This is a genomic window from Acidiphilium cryptum JF-5 (genome assembly GCF_000016725.1).
GTDB lineage: Bacteria > Pseudomonadota > Alphaproteobacteria > Acetobacterales > Acetobacteraceae > Acidiphilium > Acidiphilium multivorum.
This window is the reverse complement of record NC_009484.1, coordinates 2337368-2360379: the sequence shown is the minus strand read 5'-3', so window position 1 is coordinate 2360379 and position 23012 is coordinate 2337368. Positions and strand designations below refer to the sequence as shown.

Sequence of the window (23012 nt, the reverse complement as noted above, 5' to 3'; positions counted from 1 at the left end):
GCCATGAACAAAGTCTTCGGGCGATGGATCGGCCACAGCCTGTCGGCGCGGCTGCTCTGGCTGACCGTGATCGTGACGCTGCTTGTCGAGGTCATGATCCTGTTGCCGAGCCTCGGCCATGAACGCAGCGCCTGGCTGATGAATAGAGTGACCGAGGCCCATCTCGCGGCGCTGACGGTATCGACCGCGCCGCATGGGGTCGTCGATCTGTCGACTCGCAACGAATTGCTCCGTCTGTCCGGCACCGAGGCGATCCGGCTCGTGCAGGGCGGACGCAGCATCCTGGTGTTGCCGCCGCGGGGGACGGTGCGCGCCGAGGGCTCGATCAACCTCGCGCACGAAACCCTGTTTGGTTCCGTTCTCAGGGCTCTCGATGTGCAGTTCGGCCTTGCCCCGCGCGATGTGCTGGTCACCGCGCCAAGTCCGCTGCAGCCGAATGTCATCGTGCAGATCGTCGTCCACAATCCCGTTCTCGCAAGGCATCTGTGGCACTATGCGGACCATACCGCGGCCCTCTCTCTCGCCATCGCGCTGCTGACCGGACTGGTGGTCTATGTCGCGCTCAACCGGGTGCTCGTGCTGCCGATGCGCCGGCTGACGGAAAGCATCACCCGCTTCCGGGAAGATCCCGAGCACGCCGCGCCGCTTGCGATCCGGCCGGCGGATGAGTTCAGGGACGACGAGATCGCGGTTGCCGCGCGCGAACTCGCAAGCATGCAGACGGAGCTTCGTGCCGCGCTGTGGCGCAACGCCAGGCTGGCGGCACTCGGCACGGCGGTGGCCAAGATCAGCCACGATCTGCGCAACATATTATCGACGGCGTTGCTGGTCGCTGACCGGCTTTCCGGAAGTGCTGACCCCGCGATCCGCAGCGGCGCGACGACCCTGGTCGACGCGGTCGAACGCGCGACGGATCTCGTCACTCATACGCTCAGTTTCGCCCGGGAGGGCCCGCCGCCTCTGGTCAGAGCGGCCTGCCCCCTGGCGGAACTGGTCGCGGACGTCGCCGCGCAGACGCGCCTGCTGCACGAGCGCCTGACCATCGAAACGAACATTCCAGCTGAAATCATGCCGTCGCTGGACAGAACGCAGATGCAGCGCGCCTTGCTGAACCTGATGCGCAACGCCGCCGAGGCGGGGGCGGGCCGGCTCGTCATCAGCAGCGGCATCGATGCCGGCCAGGTCATCATCGACATCGTGGATGACGGACCTGGTCTGCCCGAGCGGGCGCAGGCCAATCTGTTCAGGCCCTTCACAGGGTCTGCCCGCAGCGGTGGAACGGGCCTGGGCCTCGCCATCGCCCGTGACCTGGTGCGCGCCCATGGAGGCGAGCTTACGCTCGTGGCGACGAGCAGCAGAGGAACGCATTTCAGGATATCGATCCCGCTCGACCCCGGCTGACCGGCCGTCACGCAGGGTGAGGAGACGTTCCAGTCGCAACTAGAAATGTATGGGCGGAAAGCTTCTCACCAGGCTGCCGCAGACGAGTTGCCAGCCATCGACAAGAACGAAAAAGATGATCTTGAATGGCAGTGACACCGCGGTGGGCGGCAGCATCATCATGCCGAGGCTCATCAGGATCGAGGAAATGACGATGTCGATCACCATGAACGGCAGGAAGATCATGAAGCCCATTTCAAATCCGCGGCGCAACTCACCGACGACGAAGCCGGGAATCAGTGCGCGCCAAGGAACATCCTGCATGTTTGCCGGCGGCTTGATGTGTGCCAGCGAGAGGAAGACCCGCACATCGGCGGGGCGGGCATTATCAGCGAGAAAGGTGTGAAACGGCGCGGCGGCGAGCTTCAGCCCCTCCAGCGTGCCAACATCGCCCTGGGTCATCGGCAGGAGACCGGTGTGCCACGACTGCGAGAACACCGGGGCCATGACAAAATAGGTGAGAAACAGAGCAAGTCCGATCAGCACCGAGTTTGGCGGTGTCGTCTGTGTGCCGAGGGCCGTGCGCAGCAGACTCAGCACGATGACGATCCGCGTGAAGGCCGTGAGCATGACAAGCAGGCTGGGCGCCAGCGAGATGACGCCGATCAGCGCGATGAGCTGGATAAGCTTCGCGGTTTCGGGCGCGCCTCCCGACCCGAGATCGAGATTGACCGACTGGGCATGGGCGGCGTGAGGCAAGGCCAGGAGGGCAAGGCCGAGGCCGGCCCCCAGCAGCACGCCGGTGCGTGTACGCCGGTTCATCAGGTGTCGTTCCCGTGCCGAGCCGTCGGCAAGAGCTGTATTTGGTCCGATCGCGGGCCATTCATGACAACAAAACTGAAGTCGCCCAGTGTAACGATCGACAATGTCGTGCTGCGGCCGACTCGGCAGGACTGTGTCTGGGCCGTCACGCCCCAAGCGGAGGCAATCCCTGTCAAGGCGCTGGTCAGACGGAGTCGGCGCAGAATTGCGGCAAGTCCCGCAATCAGGAGCAAGACGACCCCCAGCGCGATAACAACGTGCTCTATTCCTGCCATGCCCATTCTGCAGCAGTCTCCGGATCTGATCCCGCCGACCTGGCTTCGTCCGAATCGGCGGCAGGTCGGTCTGCGGAAGAAAGCCGGAAAAAGATTAATATTTCATTGAACCCGCGTGTCGGGTTCGCAGAAATAAAAAAATTAATGCCCATTATCCTTGACGGAATTTTAACTTTTCAAAGGCATCATCCTTCCGGTTTCGGAGGGCAAAATGACCTTGAATCTTATCGGCCTCGCCGCCGATCGGCTGGTCTATCTGGCGCAATCGCAATCGGTATTGGCGCAAAACATAGCGAATATCGATACCCCAGGATATGTGTCCAGAATGCCGGTTGCGTTCTCGGATACGCTGAACGGCACTGGCAATCTTGCCTTGGCCACGACGAATGCCCTCGATATTCCGTCATCCTCCGGTCAATCCGTTGGCACGGAGACCGCCACCGTCGCGGCACGCGCGCCCGATGGAAACGCGGTTTCGCTTGAAAGTCAGCTCGCGGCGGTCGCCGGAACCCAGATCAACCAGCAATATGCAGTGAATATCTACAAGACCTATCTTGGCATGTTCACTACGGCGCTTGGTCCCAACCCGTAAAATCCGAGGAACTATAATGAAATTCGGTACCACACTCGACATTACGGCTGCGGGACTGTCAGCGCAGGATGCGCGGCTGCAGGTCATCGCGCAGAATCTGGCCAACGCGGACAGCACGGGCTCGACGCCGGGCAGCAATCCATATCAGCGAAAGACCATCTCATTCCAGGACGTCTTTAGCCAGACCACCGGCACTGACCTGGTGCAGGTTGCGAATATCGGCAAGGACACGGCGCCATTCCCAATGAAATACGATCCCTCCAATCCCGCGGCCAACGCCCAGGGCTACGTCAAGTTGCCAAACGTAAATAGTCTGGTGGAACTCATGGACATGCAGCAGGCCGAGCGTTCCTACGATGCCAATCTCTCCGTCATGAATGCCACGCGCGGCATGATGACCCGCACGCTGGGGCTGATCTGATGTCCGGAACGATCTCGGCTCTCGTAAATCCGTCCAATGCAATCTCTGCCTATGGTCGCGCTGCCGGCACGGGCGCGGCCGGTTCGCCCAGCTTTGGCGATTACATGTCGAACGTCATCACGAGCGCAATTCATCAGAGCGCGTCGACGGAGCAGGCAGCCAGTTCCGGTTTGATGGGAAAGGGAGACCTTACCCATGTCGTTGCCTCTGTTGCCCAGGCTCAGGTTGCGTTGCAGACGACCGTTGCCATCCGTGATCGTCTGATCCAGGCCTATCAATCGATCATGAGCATGCCGATCTGATCATGGGCGGTGGTGCTTCAGCGACGATTGGCAGACAAAAGGAGCGGCGGTCCGGCATCGCTTGCGGTTCCCGGCATGACTGATCCAGCGGTCATCACGTCGCTCCACGAGGCATTTCTTGTTGCGGCGCAACTATCGGCGCCGCCTTTGCTCGCCGCGCTCGTGGCGGGCGTCGTGATATCGCTGCTGCAGGCGGTGACGCAAATCAACGAGGCGACCATTGTCTTTTTGCCAAAGATGGCTGCCGTCGCCGGAACATTGATGATCATGGGCAGTTTTTTGCTCGGTACGTTATCGCAGTTCGCGCACGAGATATTCACCGCCATGATTCACGTCGGCTGATCATGTTTCCGCACGGCCTTGCCGATATGGTTTTCGGGCCGTTGCTGATTTTCATCAGAATTTCGAGTCTAGTCATGGCGCTGCCCTTCATGGGGGCGGGGAATGCGCCGCCGCAGATACGCATCGGGCTGTCGATCGCTCTTACGGCAATCGTGGCGCCGTTGATCGTCTCCGGTACGATTGGCGTTCCATCCTCGATTCCGGTTTTCGTGTTTCTGGTTCTTCGTGAGATCGTTGTCGGGCTATCTCTCGGCTGGCTCACGGCGGCGATCATGCTGAGCCTGCCCGTAGCGGGACAGATTATTTCCTATCAGATGGGCCTGTCCAGCGTGTTGCTGCCGAATGTCGAGATTGGTCCGAACAGCACGCTGGTGGCGAATGCCCTGAGCGTCATGTTGCCGGCTGTAGTGTTCACCACCGGTCTTTTTATGTTGCCGGTCCTCGCCATAATCCGGTCGTTCCGGGTAATCCCGCTGACGTCGACAATCATTGGCGCTCACCTTCCCCCGGCGGGGCTGCTGCTCGGCTTCGCTGTCCGGGCCGTGTCGGCAGAGTTCGTGACGGCCTTGCATCTTGCCGCGCCCTTTCTCTTCATCGGTCTCCTGTGGCAAGCCGGTCTTGGACTGATGTCCAAGGTCGCCCCGAGCATGCAGGTTTATTTCGTTGCCGCCCCGCTGCAGCTGCTTGGCGGCATGTTTCTGCTCGCGATCCTCGCCTCCCCGATGCTCACTGTCTGGCAGGATGCGATGCTGCCGCTTCTGCATGCTTACGCGAGCTGGTGAGATGCAGGCCGGAATCCGTGATATCGCATGAGGTCGTGTCATAGCGGCTGAAGACAAGGAAGATCGGACCGAAGCTGCGACGCCAACGCGCCTTGCGAAGGCGTTGGACGAGCAGGGGCCCGGAACGTCCAGGGAAGTGGCGACACTGGCCAGTCTCGGTGTTGCCCTTGCGGTGATGATCGGTGTGCTGCCGTCTTCCGCCGAACGCCTTGCGAATACGCTTGCGAGCGCCTTCACCAGGGCTGCAACGGTCGACAGTGGGGCCGGTCTCAGCCGCGCCTTATGGCAGGCTGGAATGGCATCGCTCGGCGTTTTCATTCCGTTTGCAGGCGCGATTGCACTATCGGCAATCGTCGTATCGCTCCTGCAGACCGGCTTCAGGACGAACTGGGGGGCGATTGGCCTGAACTTCGCCAGGTTGAACCCGCTTGCCGGCATCGGCAAACTGTTTGGGACTCCAAACCTCGCCGCTTCCGGACAGTCCATCCTCAAGTTGGCGGCGATTGGTGCAGCGCTTTATGTCGTCATGGACGCAAGGCTCCACGGCCTGGAGGCGATGCTGCTCGGTTCGGAAAAGACGCTTCTTGCGGCGATCTTTGGTTCGATCGTTGCCATTCTGTCTGCGGCCGTCATGATTCAGGTTGTTTCGGGCGCAGTCGACTTCGTGTTGGTGCGCAACCGCTTTTCGACTTCAGTCAAAATGTCACGGCAGGAAGTCAAGGACGAACAGAAGGAAACGGATGGCGATCCGCACGTTCGCGCGCGGATCAAGGCGGCGCGGAGTGCCCTTGCCAAACGAAGCCTCAACGTGGCGATGGCCCGGGCGGCCGTCGTCATTACGAACCCGACACATTATGCGGTTGCGCTGGAATACCGTGCGGGCCAGGCGGAAGCGCCGAAGATCGTCGCCAAGGGCGCAGATGAGCGGGCGGCGCGGATCCGGGATCTTGCGCGCGAGGCCCGCATTCCGATCGTGGCAAATCCGCCGCTCGCCAGGGCGCTGTTCCAGCAGGATGTTGAAACCGAGATCCTGCCCGAGCATTACCGGGCGGTGGCCGAAATCATCGCCTATATCTGGAAGCTTGCGGAGCGGCAGATGTCGCGGATCTGAACGTCGATCAGGAACGACGGGAGTGGATCTCAAGGATCGCCAGCAACGATCGCACACGTTCTGCGTCGGTCCGGGCTTCGAGAAGTGTCTGCTTCTCGATCGGGCTGAACGGGCACGCCATGCACAGGGTGACAATCAGCGCATCGTCCGAGATTTCATTGATCGCATCCCAGTTCGCATCGACGCCGATCGCTTCGAAATAGCGTCGTAGCGCGCCGGTCAGCAGCTCTCGTGAAACGAGGGGAGGGGCTCCGATGGCGCCATTCGACTGTATCGCGAAATCATCGCGGAATGCGGACACATCGCCCTGCACCCGGCGGTAGCCGCGCCGCATTTCCGCTTCCTCGACGACCTCGAAGCGAACGAGACCCGTCAGGGTGATGAGATAGCGTCCGTCATCCGTCTCGCTGAAGGCCGTGATGCGGCCGAGGCAGCCGAGGCGATAGATGGCCGGCCCGTTCGCGGTTCGCGGTGTGTCGGGAAGCGGCTGGATCATGCCGAACATTCGCCCCGCGGCCATCGCGTCGTCGACCATGGCCAGATAGCGCGGCTCGAAAATGTTCAGCGGCAGACGCCCGCCCGGAAACAGCACGGCCCCGGTCAGTGGAAAGATCGGAAAGATCTCCGGGACGCCCTCGAACCGTGCGGACGTCCCCGACATGCCGAAGAGTGAACTCAACTGAACAGCAGGGCCGAGAGTTTGCGCCGGGCGGCCATCGTGTCGGCGTCATCGACGCCCCAGGCGTCGAAGAACTTGAGAAGCTGAAGTCGGGCCGCGTCATCCTTCCAGTTGCGCTGACGTCGCATGATGTCGAGCAGGGCCTCGGCGGCGCCGGTGCGGTCGCCGGTGGCGTTGAGGGCGGCAGCGAGAGCGAACCGGGTGTCGTGGTCGTTCGGATCCGCGGCAAGCCTGGCCTGGAGTTCGGCCAGTTGGCGGGCGGCCATGCGGCCTTCGCGGGCGACGGAAACCGCCGTCTTTGCCGCCTGGATCTCCGCGTGCTCGGCGAGGGATTGCGGGACCTCGGCCAGGATGGCCTCGGCCCTCTCATCCGCGCCGAGGGCGACAAGCGCCCGCACGAGGCCGGCCCAGGCCTCGGGGCGGTTCTGGTCCTCATCGAGCGCGGCGCTGAACAGGGCGGCGGCCTGCTCCGGCTGATCGTCCTCCATCGCCTTGCGGGCCTGAGCGATCAGGTCTGCCGAGGGTGCCGAGGAGCCGGCCAGCTTGAGCAGCGCGTCGACGAACCGGCGCACCTCGCTTTCCGGCAGGGCGCCCTGGAACAGATCGGCGATCTGTCCCTGCCAGAATGCGGCGACGGTCGGCACCGACTGCAACGGCAACCCGAGGCTCGAAAGCTGCTGAACGAGCGCGCGGTTCTCGTCGATGTCGATCTTGACCAGCCTGATCCTGCCGCCATAGGCGCGGACGACTTTCTCGAGCGTCGGCGTCAGCGTCTTGCAGGGACCGCACCAGGTAGCCCAGAAATCGACCAGAACCGGGACCTTTCTCGATGCCTCGACGACATCGGCCATGAACGTGGTCTGGCTGCCCTCGATGATTGCGGCGTCCGCGCCTGTTGGGCGCCGTGCGTCCGAGTCGGTGAAATGATCCATGGTCGCTGATCCGTTGCTATGACTCCCTAGATGATAGTCAACCGCGCCCGCGCAAGCCAGTCGGACGCATGGATGCCCCCGGACCGGCGATCAGCGGCCGCCTTGTGAGCCAAAGGGATGTGTGCAAGCCGTCCGCGCGGCGCGGGATCAGCCGGGATCGCGGGAGAGGCCCGCGGCGTCGAGCGCCTTCAGATAAGCGGTCCACCGCTGATCCTGCTCGCGCCCCAGCCTGTGAAGATAGTCCCAGGAATAGATGCCGGTGGAGTGCCCGTCGTCGAAGGTGATACGCACCGCGTAGTTGCCGTTCGGCTCGAGGCGGGAGATGCCCACCGCCTTCTTGCCGGCGACCAGTTGCCGCTCTGACGGGCTGTGGCCCTGCACTTCGGCACTCGGGCTCTCGACGCGGAGATATTCGGCCGAAAGCTCGAAGTGAGCGCCATCGGCGAAGGTGATCTCGAGCACCCGCTCGGCCCGGCGCAGGCGGATTTCGGTCGGTTCCGGCGCGGTCACGGGTCGATCTGGCGCGCTTCGTCGACCAGCATGATCGGGATGCCGTCCCGGATCGGGAAGGCGAGGCCGGCTTTCGTGCTGATCAGTTCCCCGGCCTCGCGATCATAGATCAGTGGCCCCTTGGTGAGCGGGCAGACCAGGATTTCCAGAAGGCGGGGGTCGATCGGCGCCGGATCGGCCATTGGCGGGCATCCTCTGCGGCGGGGACTGGCGGACCCGAAGAGACTCGAACTCCTAACCCCCAGATTCGTAGTCTGGTGCTCTATCCAGTTGAGCTACGGGTCCGCCGTGGAGGGCGAATTAGCGGATCGGCGGCGATCCCGCAACCCCATAACGCGGTTGTGCCCCATGCACGCCATTCGCGGCCAGCCAGTGCGACATCGCTTGGCGCAAATCCGGTTTCGCGCCAGGGCCGGGCGTGCTAAGGCCCCGCCATGAGCGAAAACATGACACTGGTGGTCGGCGCCGACCATGCGGGGTTCGAATTGAAGGACCGGCTGGCAGAGGCCGCGCGCGCCGCCGGCTGGGCGGTGATCGATTGCGGCACGAATTCGGCCGCGAGCGTGGATTATCCCGATATCGCGCATGAGGTGAGCATGCGGATCGAGGCCGGATCGGCCCGTTTCGGCCTCCTTGTGTGCGGTTCCGGCATCGGCATGGCGATCGCGGCGAACCGCCACACCGGCGTTCGTTGCGCGCAGGCCCATGATGCAACCGAGGCGCGCCTTTCGCGCATGCACAATAATGCCAATATCCTCGCCCTGGGTGCCCGGCTGACCGGCGAAATGGTCGCGCTGGACGCGCTCAATGCGTTTCTGACCACCGAATTCGAAGGCGGCCGGCACGAGAAGAGGCTCGCCAAACTGACCCCGGAGCCGAAAACATGAACCAGCAGAGCCCGATCGCGAACATCTCGCGCTTCTTCAATGCCCCTCTCGCCGAGACCGATCCTGATCTCGCGGCGGCGATCGGCCGCGAACTCGGCCGCCAGCAGGACGGCATCGAGCTGATCGCCTCCGAGAATATCGTCTCCCGCGCCGTGCTCGAGGCCCAGGGGTCGGTGCTGACCAACAAATACGCCGAAGGCTATCCCGGCAAGCGCTACTATGGCGGTTGTGCGGCGGTCGATATCGCCGAGGAACTGGCGATCGCGCGCGCGAAGGAGCTGTTCGGCTGCGCCTTCGCCAATGTCCAGCCGCATTCCGGCGCGCAGGCCAACCAGGCGGTGTTCCTCGCCCTGCTCAACGCGGGCGACACGATTCTGGGCATGAGCCTCGCCGCCGGCGGCCATCTGACCCATGGGGCGGCGCCGAACCTGTCCGGCAAGTGGTTCGACGCCGTGCAGTATGGCGTGAAGCGCGAGGATGGCACCCTCGATTACGAGGAGCTGGAGCGCCTCGCGCGCGAGCGCAAGCCGAAGCTGATCATCGCTGGGGGCTCGGCCTATCCGCGCTTCATCGACTTTGCCCGCATCCGCAAGGTGGCGGACGAGGTCGGCGCCTATTTCATGGTCGACATGGCGCATTTCGCCGGGCTCGTCGCGGCCGGGATCTTCCCCTCGCCGGTGCCTCACGCGCATGTCGTTACCACGACGACGCACAAGACCCTGCGCGGCCCGCGCGGCGGCATGATCCTCTCCAACGACCTCGACCTCGGCAAGAAGATCAACTCGGCGGTGTTCCCCGGCCTGCAGGGCGGCCCGCTGATGCATGTGATCGCGGCGAAGGCGGTCGCCTTCGGCGAGGCGCTCCGCCCCGAATTCCGCGCCTACCAGAAGGCGCTGGCCGAAAATGCCAAGGTGCTGGCGGAAACGCTGGTCGAGGGCGGTCTCGATATCGTGACCGGCGGGACCGACTGCCATCTCATGCTGGTGGATCTCCGCCCGAAGAACGTGACCGGCAAGGCGGCGGAAGCCTCGCTCGAGCGCGCCCACATGACCGCGAACAAGAACGCGATTCCGTTCGACCCGGCGAAGCCGGCGGTCACCTCCGGCATTCGCCTCGGCACGCCGGCGGCGACGACGCGCGGTTTCGGACCCGACGAGTTCCGTATGGTCGGCCGTTTCATCGTCGAGGTGCTGGACGGGCTCTCCGCATCGAACGACGGTGACAACGCCGCCGTCGAGGCGGCGGTGGGCGCCAAGGTGCTGGAGCTCTGCGCCCGGTTCCCGATCTACCGGTAAAAAAGCGTGCGCTGCCCGTTCTGCGGCGAGGCCGATACCCAGGTCAAGGACAGCCGGCCGACGGAGGATGGCGCCGCCATCCGTCGCCGGCGCTTCTGCCCGCAGTGCAGCCAGCGTTTCACCACGATCGAGCGCGTGCAGCTGCGCGAGCTGGTCGTGGTGAAGGCCGATCAGCGGCGGGTCGCGTTCGATCGTGACAAGCTGGCCCGCTCGATCCGCACCGCGCTGCGCAAGCGACCCGTCGATGACGAGCGGATCGAGCGGATCGTCAACGGCATCGTCCGCAAGCTGGAAGCCTCGGGCGAGGCGGAAATTCCGTCCAGCGAGATTGGCGAGCTGGTGATGGATACGTTGAAAGAGGTCGATGCGGTGGCCTATGTGCGCTTCGCCTCGGTCTATCGCGATTTCCGGGAAGCCAAGGATTTCAAGGCCTTCCTGGGTACGATGGACCCATCGAAATAGGCATGGACGATCTCGCGCATATGCGGACGGCCCTCGCGCTCGCACGGCGCGGCCTGGGCGAGACCGCGCCGAATCCGACCGTCGGCTGCGTGATCGTGCGCGGCGGGCGGGTGGTCGGGCGTGGCCGCACGGCGCAAGGCGGGCGGCCGCATGCCGAAACCGAAGCCCTTGCCGCGGCGGGCGACGCGGCAAGGGGCGCCACCGCCTATGTCACGCTCGAACCCTGCGCCCATCACGGCCGGACGCCGCCCTGCGCCGATGCGCTGGTCGCGGCCGGCATCGCGCGCGTCGTCGTCGCCATGACCGACCCGGACGAGCGGACCAACGGCGCGGGCCTCTCCCGCCTGCGCGAGGCGGGACTCGAGGTGGTCGAGGGAATTGGCGGTGCCGAGGCCGCGGAAATCAATGCGGGGTTCTGCAAGCGCATCCGTGAGGGGCGGCCGCTGGTGACGCTGAAGCTCGCGACCTCGCTCGACGGGCAGATCGCGACGCGCACCGGCGCCAGCCAGTGGATCACCGGTGCGGCGGCCCGCCAGGCGGCGCACGCGTTGCGCGGGACGCATGACGCCGTGATGGTCGGCGTCGGCACCGTGCTGGCCGATGATCCGGAACTGACCTGCCGCCTCGAGGGCTTCCGCAGCACGCCGGTCATCCGCCTGATCGTCGATTCGCATTTGCGGATCCCGCTCGACGGGCGGCTGGTGCGCGGGGCCGCGGACCACCCCCTCTGGATCGTGCATCGCGACGGCGCCGACCCGGCCCGGCGCGCGGCGCTGCTCGATCTCGGCGCCCGGCTGTTCGAGGTTCCCGCCGCCCCGGTGGGGATCGACCTTGCGGCGGCGCTCGCGGTGGTGGGCGCGGCGGGGCTGACCCGCGTGCTGGCCGAGGGCGGCGGCACTCTTGCGGCGGCGCTGATCCGTGCCGATCTGGTGGACCGTCTGGAGTGGTTCACCGCCCCGGTCGTGATCGGCGATGACGGGATCGGCGCGGTGGCCGGCTTCGGTGTGGAGGAGTTGGGCCGGGCGGCGCGTTTCACGCGCATCGACGCGTCGGTTTGCGGCGGCGACATCCGCACGCGCTATCGGAGGGATTGAACGATGTTCACCGGGATCATCACCGGGGTTGGCGATGTGCGCGACGTGCGCCCGGCGGACAGCGTCAGCGATACGCGTCTCGTCATCGGCGTGCCGGCGGGCAATCCCGACTGGGCCGGGATCGGCGAGGTCGCGCTCGGCGCCTCGATCGCCTGTTCGGGGTGCTGCCTCACGGTGGTCGAGCGCGGGCCGGACTGGTTCGCCGTCGAGGTTTCCGGCGAGACGCTGTCGAAGACCACGCTCGGCGCGTGGCGCACCGGCACCAGGATCAATCTCGAGCGCGCGCTGCGCATGGGCGACGAACTGGGCGGCCATGTCGTCTCCGGCCATGTCGACGGGCTGGGCGAGGTGGTGTCGATGCGGCCGGAGGGCGGCTCGACGCGCTGGCGCTTCCGGGTGTCGCGGGAACTGGCCCGCTTCATCGCGCCGAAGGGCAGCGTTGCGGTGAACGGTGTCTCGCTGACGGTGAACGAGGTTGACGGCACTGAATTCGGGGTGAACATCATCCCGCACACGGAAACGCACACCAATTTCGCCACGCTGGCGGTCGGCGATGCGGTGAATATCGAAATCGACATGCTGGCCCGCTATGTCGCGCGGCTGGCGGAGGTAGCCTGATGGATCAGCTCAAGACCGCATCGCTGCAGCAATACCTTGCCTCGGCCGAGGAGATCATCGAGGAAGCGCGCGCCGGGCGGATGTTCATCCTGGTGGATGACGAGGACCGGGAAAACGAGGGCGACCTCGTGATCCCCGCCCAGTTCGCGACGCCAGACGCCGTGAATTTCATGGCCCGGCACGCGAGGGGGCTGATCTGCCTCGCGCTGACCCGCGCGCGCTGCGAGACGCTCGGGCTCAAGCTCATGGCGCAGTCGAACGGGTCGCGCCACGAAACCGCCTTCACGGTCTCGATCGAGGCGCGCGAGGGGGTGACCACCGGGATTTCCGCGGCCGACCGGGCGCGGACCATCGCGGTCGCCATCAATCCCGAATGCGGCGCCGCGGACATCGTCTCGCCCGGCCACATCTTTCCGCTGATGGCGCGGGACGGCGGCACGCTGGTCCGCACCGGTCATACCGAGGCGGCGGTGGACATTGCCCGCCTCGCCGGCCTCACGCCGGCCGGGGTGATCTGCGAGATCATGAACGAGGACGGGACGATGGCGCGGCTGCCGGACCTCGTCTCGGTCGCGCAGTACCATAATCTCAAGCTCGGGACGATCGCCGATCTGATCGCCTATCGCCGGCGGATGGAGAAGCTGGTCCGCCGCGCGGGCGATGGAATGATCACGGATGGCGCGGGGCATCAGTGGCGCAGCGTCGTCTTCGAGAACACGATCGACCAGGTCGAGCACGTCGCTCTCATCAAGGGCGACATTGCCGCCGACGAGCCCGTGCTGGTGCGGATGCACGCGATCAGCACGATCGACGACATTCTGGGCGGCGACCATATCCGCGACCTGCGCCGGGCGATGGCGCAGATCGCCCAGTCCGGGCGCGGGGTCGTCGTGCTCATCCGCGAGGCGCGGCCCGATGCGGTCTCCTCGCGGTTGCGGCAGATCGTCGGCGGGGCGCGCACCGGCGCCGTGCTGCGCGACTATGGCGTGGGCGCGCAGATCCTCGCGGATCTGGGCGTGCGCGACATGGTGCTGCTCTCGAACCACAAGCGCGCCGTGGTCGGGCTGGAAGGCTACGGGCTCAACATTGTCGAGCAACTGCCGATCGAGGAGCCTTCGAAGCCATGAGCACGGCCGATGCCCCTGAAGCCGAGGTGCCGGATGTGCCTGGCCCGGCGCCGCGCATCCTGCTGATCCGCGCGCCCTATTACCGGCAGATCGTCGACGGCATGACGGATGCGGCGGTGCTGCTCCTCGGCCGGGCGAATGCGACGGTCGAGACGGTCGACGTCGCCGGCGCGTTCGAGCTGCCGCAGGCGCTCGCCATCGCGCTGCGCGGGCGGACGCGCTACGATGGCTATGTGGCGCTCGGCTGCGTCGTGCGCGGCGAGACGGACCATTACGATTTCATCTGCGATTCGGCGATGAACGGGCTGATGCAGGTGGCGATCGACTATGCGGCGCCGCTCGGGACGGCGCTGCTGACCGTCGATACCCTGGCTCAGGCGGAGGCGCGCTCGGCCGAGACCGGATCGAACAAGGGGGCCGAGGCGGCATCGGCCTGTCTGCGGCAGATCGCCCTCGCGCGTCGTCTGGGGGCGGCATGAAACCGGCGGGAAGCAAGGCGCGGCCGCGCACGCTCGCCCGCGCCGCGGCGGTGCAGGCGCTCTACCAGTGCGAGCATGCCGGCGAGACGGCCGAAACCGTGATCGACCAGTTCGTCCGCCACCGTTTCGGGCGGATGGCGGGGATGCTCGGCGTCGAGGAAGGCGAGGTTCCGCCGCCCGATGTGCCGCTGTTCTCGCGCATCGTCCGCACCGCGACGGCGCAGCAGGACGTGGTCGACCCGCTGATCGCCGGCGTGCTGCCCGAAGCCTGGCCGATGCCGCGGCTCGATCCGGTGCTGCGAGCCCTGCTGCGCGCCGCTGGCGCCGAGCTGTGGATGACCGACGGGCCGCCGGCGCGGGTCGTCATCAACGAATATCTCGACGTGGCGCACGGCTTCCTCGAAGGCGATGCGGTGCAGATGGGCAACGCCGTGCTCGACCGGATTGCCCGCACGCTGCGCGAAGGCGAGTTCACCGACCCCGTCAGGGCATGAAGTGAGCGGCGAGTTCGGCCGCATCGCCCGGTATTTCGCGCCGCTCGCCTCGGCGGAAGCGCTCGGCCTGGCCGACGATGCCGCGCTCTGGACGCCGCCGGCCGGGCGCCAGGCCGTGCTGACGGTGGATCAGATGATCGAGGGCGTGCACTTCCTGCCGGATGATCCCGCCGATCTGGTCGCCCGCAAGCTGATGCGCCGGAATCTTTCCGATCTCGCCGCCATGGGCGCGCGGGCGGAGGGATACCTGCTTACGACCGCCTTGCGCGCCGACACGCCCGAGACCTGGCTTTCGGCGTTTGCCGAAGGCCTTGCCGCCGACCAGGCACGGTTCGGCCTGCCGCTCTGGGGGGGCGACAGCTCGTCCACGCCCGGTCCGGTGATGACGTCGATCACCATGATCGGCAGTGTCGAGCCCGGGGCGGCGCTGCGGCGCGGTGGGGCGGTTGCGGGCGACGCGCTCTACGTCACCGGCACGATCGGCGATGCGGCGCTCGGGCTGCATGCCGCGCGCGGCGAGATCGCCGATCCGACCGGCCAGTTCCGCGCGCGCCGCCTGCTGCCCGAGCCCCGCATCGGCCTAGCGCTCGCGGGTCTCGTTCATGCCGCGATCGATGTCTCCGACGGGCTGGTGCAGGATCTCGGCCATGTGTGCCGAGCATCGGGCTGCGGCGCGGTGATCGAGGCGGACCGCGTTCCGCTCTCGCCGGCGGCGCGGGCGGCGGGACCCGCCTGGCGGGAGACGATCCTCACCGGCGGCGACGATTACGAATTGCTGATCGCCGCCCCGGCCGGATCGGACCACGAGTTGCGGCAGGCCTGCGCCGGCACGCCGCTCACGCGGATCGGCCATTTCGTGGCGGGGGCGCCCGCGGTGACGGCGGTGGACAAGGATGGCCGGCCGGTCACGCTGGCGCGAACCGGCTGGCAACATTTCTGACGAAGCGTCAGTTCTGCGGCGCCTTGAAGGCGACCTCCCGCTTGAGCGAGAACGGGTCGCTCGGGTCGCGCTGGTTCAGGAGATCCTGCATCCGCAGTTCGACCGCGCCGAGAATCTTCGGATGCGTCAGGCAGTAGAAGCGTCCCTCTTCGATGCATTCGAAGGTTCTGGCCGCAACCTCCGGCGCGCCGATCCGCCCCGAGGTGACCGCCTTGCGGGTCTGCTCCTCGGCCAGGCGCTGGCTGGCCGTCGGCGGCGCGTCGTTGGCGAGTTCGGCCGGGCGATTGCGCGCCGCATCCTTGATGCCGGTATCGACGAAGGCGGGGCAGAGCACGGTCACGCCGAGGATCGATCCGGAAATCCGCAGATCCTGGAACAGCGTTTCCGACAGCGTGACGACACCGTGTTTGGAGACGTTATAGACGCCCATGGTCTGTGCCGAGATCAGCCCGGCGACCGAGGCGGTGTTGACGATGTGGCCCTCGTCGCCGTTGGCGATCATGCGCGGGACGAAGCAGCGCACGCCGTGGATCACGCCCCAGAGGTTGACGCCGAGCACCCATTGCCAGTCGCGCACCGAGTGCTCCCAGAGCAGCCCGCCGCCGCCGACGCCGGCATTGTTGAAGAGCAGATGGGCGTTGCCGTACTGCGCGAACACCGCATCCGCGAACCGCTCCATCGCTTCGGCGTTGCTGACATCGACGCGTTCGGCCAGCACCTCGGCGCCGGCCGCGCGCAGTTCGGCGGCGATGGCCTCCAGCGCGTCGGGCTGGATGTCGGCGAGGGCAAGGCGCATGCCGCGGGCGGCGGCGATGCGGGCGAATTCGCGGCCGAAGCCGCTGCCCGCGCCGGTGATGACGGCAACCCGGTTGCTGAACTCTTTCATGGCAGGATCACGATCTTTCCGGTGACGCGGCGTGCCGCCATGTCCCGCAGCGCCTCGTCCGTCTGGTCGAGGCTGTAGGTTTTCGACACGAGCGGGCGGATTTCGCCGCGCGCCAGCATGGCGAACAGGTCTTCCATCATCCGGATCTGGTTCTTCGGCTCGCGGCGGGCGAACTCGCCCCAGAACACGCCGACCAGCGACGCGCCCTTGAGCAGCGGCAGGTTGAGCGGCAGGGACGGAATGGTGCCTTCGGCGAAGCCGATCACCAGATAGCGCCCGCGCCAGGCGATCGAGCGGAAGGCCGGCTCGGCCAGGTGCCCGCCCACGGGATCGAAGATGACGTCCGGTCCCTTGCCGCCGGTGTGTTCGCGGATCGCGGCCCGCAGGTCCCCGGTGCCGTAATTGATCGTGGCGTCGGCGCCATGCGCGCGGCAGATCTCGAGCTTTTCCTCTGACGAGGCGGCGGCGATCACCCTGGCACCCTTGGCCTTGGCGATATCCACCGCGGCAAGGCCGACGCCGCCGGCGGCACCCAGCACCAGGATCGTCTCGCCGGGCTTGAGTTCCCCGCGGTCGACGACGGCGTGGTGCGAGGTGCCGAAGGCGAGCATCAGCCCGGCGGCGACCTCGAACGAAACGCTGTCCGGTATGGGCACGCAGCGATGCGCGTCGAGCGCGATCTTTTCCGCAAATCCGCCGGTCGAGCAGAGGGCGAGCACGCGGCCACCAGGCTTGTAGCCGGTGACGCCCTCGCCGACCGCCTCGATCTCCCCGGCGATTTCGGCGCCGGGGGTGAAGGGCAGTTCGGGCTGCACCTGGTACTTTTTCTGGATGATCAGCACGTCGGGGAAATTCACCCCGGCGGCGTGAATCCGGATCAGCACCTCGCCTTTCTGCGGGACGGGATCGGGGATGTCGCGCAGGCGCAGCGTCTCCGGCCCGCCCCATTCCTCGCAGCGGATCGCGCGCATCAGGCCTGGCCCGGCTCGGACAGCCCGTCCGCGATCAGCACATTCGGATAGCCGCCCGTGCGTGCCGGATCGGTGTTGCGGTAGCGCCGGTGTTCAAGCCGGGCGAGCTGGTCGCGATGCACCTCGTCCGGCCCGTCGGCCAGACGCAGCGTGCGCTGGTGCGCATAGGCCGAGGAGAGCCAGGTATCGGCGACGCCGCCGCCGCCGAAGGCCTGGATCGCCCAGTCGACCACCTTGCAGGCGACGTTGGGGGCGACGACCTTGATCATCGCGATCTCGGCGCGGGCTTCCTTGTTGCCCACCGTGTCCATCATGTGCGCGGCCTTGAGGGTGAGCAGGCGGGCCTGGTCGATCATGATGCGGCTTTCGGCGATGCGCTCGCGCCAGACGCTCTGCTCGATGACCGGCTTGCCGAAGGCGGTGCGGCTTTCGAGCCGGCGGACCATGCGCTCCAGCGCCCGCTCGGCCACCCCGATCGAGCGCATGCAGTGATGGATGCGTCCCGGCCCGAGCCGGCCCTGGGCGATCTCGAAGCCGCGGCCCTCGCCGAGCAGCATGTTGGCGGCCGGCACCCGCACCTTGTCGAAGATCATCTCGGCATGGCCGTGCGGGGCATCCACATCGCCGAACACCGGCAGGGCGCGCTTCATCGTCACACCCGGATGCGGGAAGGGCACCAGGATCATCGACTGGCGCTTGTAGGGGTCGGGGTTCTCGGGGTCGGACTGGCCCATCACGATGAGGATGCGGCAGCGCGGGTCGGGCGCGCCGGAGGTCCACCACTTATGGCCGTCGATGACGTATTCGTCGCCCTCGCGGCGGATCGAGGTCTCGATGTTCTTCGCATCCGAGGATGCGACGCGCGGCTCGGTCATCGCGAAGGCGGAACGGATCTCGCCGGCGAGCAGCGGCTTCAGCCAGGCTTCCTTTTGCTCCGGTGTTCCGTAGCGGGTCAGCACTTCCATGTTGCCGGTATCGGGGGCGGAGCAGTTGAAGGCTTCCGGGCCGAAGGGCGAGCGGCCCATGATTTCGGCGAGCGGCGCGTATTCGACGTTGGTCAGCCCGGCGCCATGCTCGGATTCGGGGAGGAACAGGTTCCACAGCCCCGCCGCCTTCGCCTTCTGCTTGATCTCCTGCAGCAGCTCCAGCGGCTTCCACTGGTTGGCCTGGGTGTGGGCGGTGTGGAACAGCGCCTGTTCGTTCGGATAGATGTGCTCGGCCATGAAGTCGGCAACGCGCTGGCGCAGCGCCTCGGTCTTGGCGGAATAACGGAACTCCATGGTAGCATATTCCTCGCTGTTCTGATTCTGCTGAGCCGTCTGTTTGACCCAACTGTGCGAGGTGCGCGCGGGTTATGCAAGTCCCCCAAGCGGCAGGCTCGATACGGCTGGGGCAATGACGCTTGACAGCGCGCCGCCTGCCCCCGATTTTCCGGCGCGATCGGGAGGAGGGAACCGGATGAGCACGGAAAGCCAGCCGCGACTTGTCGAGATGCTGCCACAGCACAGGCTCGATGAGGCGAGGCTGTTCGCCTACCTGGCCGGCCATGTCGAGGGATTCGCGGAACCGGCGACGATCCGCCAGTTCCAGGGCGGGCAGTCGAACCCGACCTACCTGATCGAGACGGCGGCCCGGAACTATGTGCTGCGCAAGAAGCCGCCGGGAACCCTGCTGCCCTCGGCGCACCAGATCGACCGCGAATTCCGCATCCAGTGCGCGCTGGCCGCGACCGACGTGCCGGTGGCGCCGATGCTGCATTACTGCACCGATGCCGCGGTGATCGGCACCGAGTTCTACGTGATGGGTCACGTGGCGGGCCGGGTGTTTCACGACGTGATGATGCCCGGGCTTGCGCCGGAGGAGCGCGGCGCCATCCATCGGCAGATCTTCGAGACCATCGCGGCGCTGCACAAGGTCGACTACAACGCGGTGGGCCTGACCGGCTTCGGCCGGCCGGACCACTATGTCGCCCGCCAGATCGAGCGCTGGACGAAGCAGTACGAAGCCTCGAAGACCGAGGACTTCGCGCCGATGACCGACCTGATCGCCTGGCTGCGCGCCAACATTCCCGAGCGCGACGAGAGTGCGATCGTGCATGGCGACTTCCGGCTCGGCAACATGATGATCCACCCGACCGAGCCGCGGATCGTCGCCGTGCTGGACTGGGAGCTTTCGACCATCGGCCACCCGCTCGCGGATCTCGCGTATTGCTGCATGTCCTATCATCTGCCGCCCGGCTCCGGCCCGGCGATGGCGGGCTACCAGGGGGTGGATCTCGCGGAACTCGGCCTGATGAGCGAGGCCGAGGCGCTGGAGCTGTATTGCCGGCGGACGGGGCGCGAGCGGATCGACAACTGGCGGTTCTTCATGGGCTTCTCGCTGTTCCGCTCGGCGGCCATTGTCGAGGGCGTCTATGCCCGCGCGCTGGCCGGCAACGCGGCCGACCAGCGCGCGCATCGCATGCATGACGTGTTCCTGCAGGTCGCCAAGACCGGCTGGAACATCGTGCGCGGGGATTGAGGCGGGGCGTGCCCGTCTCCGGCGCTTGCCTCCCCGCGCACGGGGGCGCTATCCGCCTCGGTGGCAACGGCGCCAGCGCGCCGATTTCATGATGGCTCCGCCCAGGAAAGGTTCCGACGCATGAAGCTCTTCCACTCCCCGACCAGCCCGTATGTCCGCAAGGTGATGGCCTGCGCGATTGCCCGCGACATCGACCGGAGGATCGAACTGATCCCGACCAATCCGCACGAAAGCCCCGCGGCGCTGATCGCGAACAATCCGCTCTCCAAGGTGCCCTGTCTGGTCAATGACGAGGGCGTGGCCCTCTTCGACAGCAGGGTGATCTGCGAATACCTCGACCAGATCGGCGATGCGCTGCCGCTGTTTCCTGCCAGCGGGTCGGCCAGATGGGTGGCGCTGCGCTACCAGGCGATGGGCGACGGCATTCTCGATGCCGCGGTCGGCGCCCGGATGGAGAGCATGAAGCCGAGGGAAGCCGCGCGCGAGGCCTTCATCGAGCGGCAGATGCACGCCATCGACCGGACCCTTGCGATGCTCGAACAGGATCCGCCGGGCCGGATGCTCGATATCGGGTCGATCGCGGTGGCCTGCGCGCTTGGTTATCTTGATTTCCGTTGCGCGGCACGGGAGTGGCGGAAGTCCTGCCCTGGCCTCGCCGCCTGGTTCGCCGCCTTCGGCAAGGAACCGGCCATCGCCCGGACCGAGCCGCCGGCGGCCTGAGCGAACCGGTCAGGCGGCGACCCAGTGCGCCGCCAGCCCGCCCGCGCCGTCCGTCACGCCGATGGCGCGGCGATGGCCGGCGGCGCGCAGATACAGCACGTCGATCATCGATGCGGTGAGGCGGCAGACGGTGAAGTGCCGCTCGGCTTCGTCCTCGCCGATCGTTTCATCGAGCACGCGCGGTTCGGCCCGCATGCCCGGCGCTCGCGCGCCGCGGTAGATTTGACGGGCGCCATCCGGCAGGCCGCGCCAGACCGCAGCGCTGTCCGCATCGTCGCTGTGCAGGTCGACCTGCCCCTCGATCCGGATCTGCAGCTTCGCTCCGGCATCGTAGGCGAGGATGGCGGCGCGCCGGTCACGGGAGAGTTCGGCGAACTTCGCGGATCGCGAGTCGGTGTGGAAGGTGAGCCGGACGCTGTGTGGCTCGAAGCTGCGCAGCACGACGGAGCGCAGGCGCGGCGCGCCATCGGCACCCAGCGTCGCAATGCCGATGACATGGAAATCGCTGCGCCGGCCGCGCGCGCCGCTGGCAAGGCGGGCCAGCGCGGCAGAGATGAAATCCGCGGCCGGATGATGGGCGGGATCTTCGTCCTGAAATGGAAGGGGTGGGGTGTTCGATCCGGTCATGGGCGGAAATCTGGTCCGCTTCAGCCGGTTGAAAACCCCACCCCGGAACAGGAAGGCGGGCGGAGGTCATCCGCCCGCCGCCGATTGCCCTTACTCGGCCCCGAACATTTCCGGTTCGCCGGCGAGGATCGTGGCTTTCGCCTCTTCCGGGTCGGGAATGCCCGAATTCATGGCGATGACGAGGATGACAAGGCTGAAGACGATCAGGATGACCGAGGCCGCAACCTGTCCGAGCGCTCCGGTTCCGCCGGTGAGGCCCTTCGGCCCGAGATAGGTGATCAGCCACATGCCGAAGAAATACGGCGCAAGCCACCACGCGCCGCTCCAGTGGAGATTGCTCAACCCGACGCCGGCAATCGCCTCATAGCCGACATAGATCACCGTGAACGCCAGGATGAGCTCGAACAGGAAGGTGTCCGTCGAGGAGCCGCTCCAGAAGATGATGAAGTTCGAGATGATGAAGGCCACCGCGGAAATCAGCATGCCGCCGGAAAGCAGGTAGGGGCGCTTGTACTTGTCGACCGGCATGGTCTTGCGCAGCGTCATGAGCACGACGGGGCCCGTGCCATACGACAGCACGGTTGCCGAGGAGATGAACGTGACGATGCCCTGCCACGACGGGAACGGAACAAGAAACAGCAGGCCGACCAGGAAAGACACGATCACCCCGACAATCGGCACGCCGGCGACAGAGAGCCGCGCAAACGTGTTGCCGCCCAGCAATCCTTCCTTGCCGGTCGCATACAGCACGCGGGACGTGGTGGTGAAATAGATGATACCCGTCCCGGACGGCGAGATGAATGCGTCGATGTAGAGGAGAACCGCCAGCCAGCCCATGCCGATCAACGAGGCCAGGCCGGCGAACGGACCGAACGCCCCCTTGAAGGTGACCTTGGCCCAGCCATTCGCGATATCGCTGGGGTTGAGCGCGCCGATGAACGCGATTTGCAGGCCCATGTAGATGACGAGGCCGATGACGACCGACCCGACGATCGCGATCGGGAGGTTTCGGCGCGGATTGCTTGATTCGCCAGCGAGTTCGACGGCCTGGCGGAAGCCCAGATAGGAGAAGACGATACCCGACGTTGCGACCGCCGAGAATATGCCGGAGGCTCCGCCAGGAGCAAAGCGATGAGAGCTGAAATTCGCGCCGTGGAACCCCACGATGACGAAAACAAGGATCGTGAGCACCGGAATGGCGAGTTTCCACCAGGTCAGCGCGCTGTTGATGGCAAGCACAATGCGGATGGCCAGGGTGTTGATGATCGCGAAGATGGCGAGGAGCACGGCCGAGGCAATGAAGCCTTCGCTGGTCAGCACGCCAGCCTTGTCGATGAGACCCGAAACGTAGTTGCTGCCGTACGTGATCACGGCGGACGCTTCCGCCGGCGCGACAGAGGCGTATCCCAGGAACACCACGAAGCTGAGCACCGTGGCCATCAGATTGCCGTGGGACAGTTTCGGGAATGCGATCACCGCGCCGGCCCGTGGAAATGCGGTCGCCAGCTCGGCATAGACAAAAGACAGCAAGAGAACGGCAAAGCCGCCGATGGCCCATGCGATGATCGCCGACGGACCGGCAATCTTTGCCGCGTTCAACGGGCCCAGCAGCCAGCCCGATCCGATGATACCTCCCAGACTTGCGAACAGCAGGCCGATCACGCCTGCGTCGCGCTTGAGTTTAACTCCGGTTCCTTCAGCCATTATACGTGCCCCCATTAGAGTTTATGTCAAAACCCTAATC

Annotated in this window: 28 protein-coding genes and 1 tRNA gene; 18 read left to right on the top strand and 11 right to left on the bottom strand. The window is 66.1% G+C overall.

Annotated features, from left to right (window positions below; translation table 11 throughout):
* Window positions 1-3: 3 nt before the first annotated feature.
* Complete coding sequence (locus ACRY_RS13180; protein ID WP_007423338.1) at window positions 4-1401, top strand: sensor histidine kinase; 1398 nt, start codon at window positions 4-6, stop codon at window positions 1399-1401.
* A 39-nt stretch (window positions 1402-1440) separates the two neighbouring features.
* Here ACRY_RS13180 and fliP read toward each other — a convergent pair whose 3' ends face one another.
* A complete protein-coding gene (gene fliP / locus ACRY_RS13175) occupies window positions 1441-2202 on the bottom strand; it encodes a flagellar type III secretion system pore protein FliP (RefSeq protein WP_007423339.1) in 762 nt (253 codons plus the stop codon).
* 486 nt (window positions 2203-2688) lie between these two features.
* Between fliP and ACRY_RS13165 the strand changes: the two genes are divergently transcribed.
* The 6 genes from ACRY_RS13165 (at window position 2689) to ACRY_RS13140 (ending at window position 6027) form a co-directional block, all read left to right on the top strand.
* Entirely contained in the window at window positions 2689-3069 is a 381-nt protein-coding gene (locus ACRY_RS13165) for a flagellar basal body rod protein FlgB (protein WP_007423340.1), read from the top strand.
* Between the two features lie 16 nt (window positions 3070-3085).
* Complete coding sequence (gene flgC, locus ACRY_RS13160) at window positions 3086-3490, top strand: flagellar basal body rod protein FlgC (protein ID WP_007423341.1); 405 nt, start codon at window positions 3086-3088, stop codon at window positions 3488-3490.
* Window positions 3490-3792 carry a flagellar hook-basal body complex protein FliE gene (locus tag ACRY_RS13155; protein ID WP_007423342.1) on the top strand — a complete coding sequence of 101 codons (303 nt, stop codon included), beginning with the start codon at window positions 3490-3492 and terminating at the stop codon, window positions 3790-3792. The genes flgC and ACRY_RS13155 overlap by 1 nt, the downstream gene beginning before the upstream one ends.
* A 75-nt stretch (window positions 3793-3867) precedes the next feature.
* Window positions 3868-4134, top strand: coding sequence for a flagellar biosynthetic protein FliQ (locus tag ACRY_RS13150; protein ID WP_012039834.1), 267 nt, complete (start codon window positions 3868-3870; stop codon window positions 4132-4134).
* Between the two features lie 2 nt (window positions 4135-4136).
* Entirely contained in the window at window positions 4137-4916 is a 780-nt protein-coding gene (locus ACRY_RS13145; protein ID WP_007423344.1) for a flagellar biosynthetic protein FliR, read from the top strand.
* A 40-nt stretch (window positions 4917-4956) separates the two neighbouring features.
* Window positions 4957-6027 (top strand): EscU/YscU/HrcU family type III secretion system export apparatus switch protein, encoded by a 1071-nt coding sequence (locus ACRY_RS13140; RefSeq protein ID WP_081432887.1) that lies wholly within the window; start codon window positions 4957-4959, stop codon window positions 6025-6027.
* Between the two features lie 7 nt (window positions 6028-6034).
* Here ACRY_RS13140 and ACRY_RS13135 read toward each other — a convergent pair whose 3' ends face one another.
* The 5 genes from ACRY_RS13135 to ACRY_RS13115 form a co-directional block, all read right to left on the bottom strand.
* On the bottom strand, window positions 6035-6688 hold the full coding sequence (locus tag ACRY_RS13135; protein WP_012039832.1) for an LON peptidase substrate-binding domain-containing protein: 654 nt from the start codon (window positions 6686-6688) through the stop codon (window positions 6035-6037).
* A gap of 14 nt (window positions 6689-6702) precedes the next feature.
* Window positions 6703-7638 carry a tetratricopeptide repeat protein gene (locus tag ACRY_RS13130; RefSeq protein WP_007423347.1) on the bottom strand — a complete coding sequence of 312 codons (936 nt, stop codon included), beginning with the start codon at window positions 7636-7638 and terminating at the stop codon, window positions 6703-6705.
* A gap of 147 nt (window positions 7639-7785) precedes the next feature.
* The gene (locus tag ACRY_RS13125; protein ID WP_012039831.1) at window positions 7786-8148 is read right to left on the bottom strand and encodes a gamma-butyrobetaine hydroxylase-like domain-containing protein; all 363 of its coding nucleotides are present in this window, start codon (window positions 8146-8148) and stop codon (window positions 7786-7788) included.
* Window positions 8145-8330, bottom strand: a complete 186-nt coding sequence (locus tag ACRY_RS13120) for a Trm112 family protein (RefSeq protein ID WP_007423349.1) — start codon at window positions 8328-8330, stop codon at window positions 8145-8147. The genes ACRY_RS13125 and ACRY_RS13120 overlap by 4 nt, the downstream gene beginning before the upstream one ends.
* A 26-nt stretch (window positions 8331-8356) precedes the next feature.
* Window positions 8357-8433 (bottom strand) — tRNA-Arg (locus ACRY_RS13115).
* 149 nt (window positions 8434-8582) lie between these two features.
* Here ACRY_RS13115 and rpiB point away from each other — a divergent pair.
* Genes rpiB through thiL form a run of 9 tightly spaced genes read left to right on the top strand, consistent with a single transcriptional unit; the run spans window position 8583 to window position 15544 of the window.
* Complete coding sequence (gene rpiB / locus ACRY_RS13110; protein ID WP_012039830.1) at window positions 8583-9035, top strand: ribose 5-phosphate isomerase B; 453 nt, start codon at window positions 8583-8585, stop codon at window positions 9033-9035.
* Window positions 9032-10330, top strand: coding sequence for a serine hydroxymethyltransferase (glyA, locus tag ACRY_RS13105; protein WP_012039829.1), 1299 nt, complete (start codon window positions 9032-9034; stop codon window positions 10328-10330). The genes rpiB and glyA overlap by 4 nt, the downstream gene beginning before the upstream one ends.
* 6 nt (window positions 10331-10336) lie before the next feature.
* The gene (gene nrdR / locus ACRY_RS13100) at window positions 10337-10792 is read left to right on the top strand and encodes a transcriptional regulator NrdR (RefSeq protein ID WP_007423352.1); all 456 of its coding nucleotides are present in this window, start codon (window positions 10337-10339) and stop codon (window positions 10790-10792) included.
* Window positions 10793-10794: 2 nt separating this feature from the next.
* A complete protein-coding gene (gene ribD / locus ACRY_RS13095; RefSeq protein WP_012039828.1) occupies window positions 10795-11886 on the top strand; it encodes a bifunctional diaminohydroxyphosphoribosylaminopyrimidine deaminase/5-amino-6-(5-phosphoribosylamino)uracil reductase RibD in 1092 nt (363 codons plus the stop codon).
* Between the two features lie 3 nt (window positions 11887-11889).
* Window positions 11890-12504 (top strand): riboflavin synthase, encoded by a 615-nt coding sequence (locus ACRY_RS13090; protein ID WP_012039827.1) that lies wholly within the window; start codon window positions 11890-11892, stop codon window positions 12502-12504.
* Entirely contained in the window at window positions 12504-13631 is a 1128-nt protein-coding gene (ribB, locus tag ACRY_RS13085) for a 3,4-dihydroxy-2-butanone-4-phosphate synthase (RefSeq protein ID WP_012039826.1), read from the top strand. Before ACRY_RS13090 ends, ribB begins: the two co-directional genes overlap by 1 nt.
* A complete protein-coding gene (ribH, locus tag ACRY_RS13080) occupies window positions 13628-14110 on the top strand; it encodes a 6,7-dimethyl-8-ribityllumazine synthase (protein ID WP_007423604.1) in 483 nt (160 codons plus the stop codon). Before ribB ends, ribH begins: the two co-directional genes overlap by 4 nt.
* Entirely contained in the window at window positions 14107-14604 is a 498-nt protein-coding gene (nusB, locus tag ACRY_RS13075; RefSeq protein WP_007423605.1) for a transcription antitermination factor NusB, read from the top strand. The genes ribH and nusB overlap by 4 nt, the downstream gene beginning before the upstream one ends.
* Before the next feature lies 1 nt (window position 14605).
* Window positions 14606-15544, top strand: a complete 939-nt coding sequence (gene thiL / locus ACRY_RS13070) for a thiamine-phosphate kinase (RefSeq protein ID WP_012039825.1) — start codon at window positions 14606-14608, stop codon at window positions 15542-15544.
* 7 nt (window positions 15545-15551) lie between these two features.
* Here thiL and ACRY_RS13065 read toward each other — a convergent pair whose 3' ends face one another.
* The 3 genes from ACRY_RS13065 to ACRY_RS13055 are packed head-to-tail and all read right to left on the bottom strand — an operon-like array spanning window position 15552 to window position 18681.
* On the bottom strand, window positions 15552-16430 hold the full coding sequence (locus ACRY_RS13065) for an SDR family oxidoreductase (protein ID WP_012039824.1): 879 nt from the start codon (window positions 16428-16430) through the stop codon (window positions 15552-15554).
* Window positions 16427-17401 (bottom strand): NADPH:quinone oxidoreductase family protein, encoded by a 975-nt coding sequence (locus ACRY_RS13060; protein ID WP_012039823.1) that lies wholly within the window; start codon window positions 17399-17401, stop codon window positions 16427-16429. The genes ACRY_RS13065 and ACRY_RS13060 overlap by 4 nt, the downstream gene beginning before the upstream one ends.
* Complete coding sequence (locus ACRY_RS13055) at window positions 17401-18681, bottom strand: acyl-CoA dehydrogenase family protein (RefSeq protein ID WP_007424433.1); 1281 nt, start codon at window positions 18679-18681, stop codon at window positions 17401-17403. The genes ACRY_RS13060 and ACRY_RS13055 overlap by 1 nt, the downstream gene beginning before the upstream one ends.
* Before the next feature lie 178 nt (window positions 18682-18859).
* Between ACRY_RS13055 and ACRY_RS13050 the strand changes: the two genes are divergently transcribed.
* Both ACRY_RS13050 and ACRY_RS13045 read left to right on the top strand, forming a co-directional pair.
* Window positions 18860-19921, top strand: a complete 1062-nt coding sequence (locus ACRY_RS13050; RefSeq protein WP_012039822.1) for a phosphotransferase — start codon at window positions 18860-18862, stop codon at window positions 19919-19921.
* Window positions 19922-20041: 120 nt separating this feature from the next.
* Window positions 20042-20641, top strand: a complete 600-nt coding sequence (locus tag ACRY_RS13045) for a glutathione S-transferase N-terminal domain-containing protein (RefSeq protein WP_012039821.1) — start codon at window positions 20042-20044, stop codon at window positions 20639-20641.
* A 9-nt stretch (window positions 20642-20650) separates the two neighbouring features.
* Here the strand turns inward: ACRY_RS13045 and ACRY_RS13040 are convergent, their stop codons facing one another.
* Window positions 20651-21268 (bottom strand): pyridoxamine 5'-phosphate oxidase family protein, encoded by a 618-nt coding sequence (locus ACRY_RS13040; protein ID WP_012039820.1) that lies wholly within the window; start codon window positions 21266-21268, stop codon window positions 20651-20653.
* A 90-nt stretch (window positions 21269-21358) separates the two neighbouring features.
* Window positions 21359-22972, bottom strand: a complete 1614-nt coding sequence (locus ACRY_RS13035) for an APC family permease (RefSeq protein WP_012039819.1) — start codon at window positions 22970-22972, stop codon at window positions 21359-21361.
* Window positions 22973-23012 lie beyond the last annotated feature (40 nt).